This window comes from Roseisalinus antarcticus (assembly GCF_900172355.1).
Taxonomy (GTDB): Bacteria; Pseudomonadota; Alphaproteobacteria; order Rhodobacterales; family Rhodobacteraceae; genus Oceanicola; species Oceanicola antarcticus_A.
Window position 1 is genome coordinate 1 of record NZ_FWFZ01000117.1, and the last position, 1,518, is coordinate 1,518.

Below are 1,518 nucleotides of genomic sequence, written 5' to 3' on the forward strand. Positions count from 1 at the left end.
TCGAAGGCCAGCAGCTTGTCCAACTCGCCGTCGGAAAAGCCCACCAGCGACAGGTCGAAATCCTCCGCCAGTAGCTCGTTCAGTTCCGCCGACAGCGCAGCCTCGTCCCACGTCCCGAGTTCGGTCAGATGGGGTGGTTGCCGCCCTCCCCAAACGGCATCGTAATGTGCCACGATGTTGGTCTGAGAACCACAAAGCGAAGAGGACGGCGAGATGAAAGATACAATGATCGGGGTGGATCTGGCAAAAAATGTGTTCCAGCTTCACGGGGCATCAATGACGGGCGAGGTCAAGTTTCGCAAGAAGCTGACGCGCCCGCAGTTCATGGCGTTTATGGCAGACCATCCGGCGGCGGTGGTTGTTTTGGAAGCCTGCGGCAGCGCCAGCTATTGGGCGCGAGAGCTTTCGAAGGCAGGCCATGAGGTCAAGCTGATCGCGCCACAATATGTGAAGCCCTTTGTTAAACGCCAGAAAAACGATGCTGCTGATGCCGAAGCGATCGTCGTCGCAGCGCAGCGCCCCGAAATGCGCTTTGTGCCGCCGAAGACTGAAGAGCAGCAGGCGCGGGCGGCACTGTTTCGGGCCCGCGAACGGCTGGTGCATCAGCGCACCGAGCTTTCGAATGCACTACGCGCGGCGCTCTACGAATACGGCCATGCTGTGCCGCAGGGATCGGTGCATCTTAAACGCATTGTCGAAATCATCGAGGCCGAAACTTGCGATCTTCCAGATCTGGCGCGAGAAGAGGCGCGCGACCTGCTCGAACAGATTGCTGAGAAAACCGTACGCATTGAGGCCAAGACCCGCAAGATCGCGGCGCAGGCGGCGTTGACCCCGACTGCGCGCAGGCTGCAAACAATGCCGGGTGTCGGGCCGATGACCGCGCTGGCGGTCGAGGCCTATGCGCCTGCGATGGCGACGTTCAAATGCGGTCGCGACTTCGCCGCCTGGCTTGGTCTAGTGCCAAGGCAGATGTCATCGGGTGGCAAAGAGCGGCTTGGGCGTATTTCCAAGGCCGGGCAGTCTGACATCCGGCGTCTGCTGATCATCGGCGCGATGTCGCGGCTGAACTGGATGGGGGCAAGATCCATTCGCGAGGGGTCGTGGCTCGACCGGCTGCGGGCGCGCAAGCCGAAGATGTTGGTGGCCGTCGCGCTGGCCAACAAGATGGCCCGCATGATCTGGGCCATGCTGACGAAACAGGAGGATTACAGAGATCCGGTACCGGCTGGCGCTACATGATGGGGGCAGAAACCCCGTCGGCGTGACGCCGGTACAGGAGGTGTGAGAGAGCGAAGACCCGAATGGGCAGAATGATCGAACAGATCTGGATCGGGAAAACCAGGAACAAATTGTGGGCAATTGAGCCCGGCGGTTAGATTTGGACCCGATCCGCAGATCACCATACCGGCCCGCAGCTTCTGACATGGCTGCATCGAAAGGCCTGACAGAAGTTCGCAATCGATCACATGCGCAGAAGGGAAAAATGCTCTTGCACCATGGGCGGCAACCACAGAA

The 1,518-nt window shown here is 60.1% G+C and carries 1 protein-coding gene and 1 pseudogene; one reads left to right on the forward strand and one right to left on the reverse strand.

Features of this window, described 5'->3' with window-relative positions:
- Positions 1-128, reverse strand: a pseudogene (locus ROA7023_RS25955) (hypothetical protein); the annotation flags it as partial.
- Positions 129-213: 85 nt separating this feature from the next.
- Between ROA7023_RS25955 and ROA7023_RS23475 the strand changes: the two are divergent.
- On the forward strand, positions 214-1,242 hold the full coding sequence (locus ROA7023_RS23475; RefSeq protein ID WP_085881347.1) for an IS110 family RNA-guided transposase: 1,029 nt from the start codon (positions 214-216) through the stop codon (positions 1,240-1,242).
- The last annotated feature ends 276 nt before the right edge of the window (positions 1,243-1,518 follow it).

Bases quoted from the DNA above. Each gene is read 5' to 3' on its own strand.
- ROA7023_RS23475 (WP_085881347.1), top strand. From the start codon at position 214: ATGAAAGATACAATGATCGGGGTGGATCTGGCAAAAAATGTGTTCCAG.